Source organism: Vibrio sp. 1249-1 (assembly GCF_033340495.1).
In genome coordinates this window covers 1-561 of the sequence record NZ_JAWOWJ010000959.1, presented here as the reverse complement: position 1 = coordinate 561, position 561 = coordinate 1, and the positions used below count along the sequence as shown (strand labels likewise).

The 561-nt window shown below is 46.7% G+C and carries 1 protein-coding gene; it reads left to right on the top strand.

Annotation, left to right across the window (positions count from 1 at the left end; all coding sequences use genetic code 11):
* A partial coding sequence (locus tag R7Z50_RS29915; protein WP_318150073.1) for a TonB-dependent receptor domain-containing protein occupies positions 1–561 on the top strand: 561 nt, incomplete at both ends.

Here is a 561-nt window from a genome sequence, read left to right as displayed (position 1 = left end):
GGGCGCAAGTCAGTGGTGGCGGCAATATTTATGGTAACCCAGATTTGGATCCGGAAACTTCACTGAACAAAGAAATCAGTGTGCTTTACCAAGGTGATTCTGGTCTTGATGTGACGTTAACCGCCTTCCACAATGAGTTTAAAGATAAGATCACTCGCGTGGTGTGCCCAGATACAATTTGTACGGATGGCCCAAACCAATGGGGGGCGGATCCTACTTACCGCATTAATGTGGATGAAGCTGTTACTCAGGGTGTAGAAGCAACGTTGGCGAAACCACTAACCGAGACTATCTACTTAAGCTCAAGCTATACCTTTACCGACTCGGAGCAAAAAACGGGTGAATACAAAGGCATGCCACTTCAGCAACTTCCAAAGCATCTGTTTAATGTTGATGTCACTTGGCAAACAACAGACAACCTAGAGAGTTGGACGAAAGTGACCTACCGAGGCAAAGAAATGGATCCGGTCACTGGCCCATCACGCAACAGCATCGTTGAACCTGCTTATACGTTTGTAGATGCCGGCGTAACGTATCAGTTGACGGATAACACCAAGATCA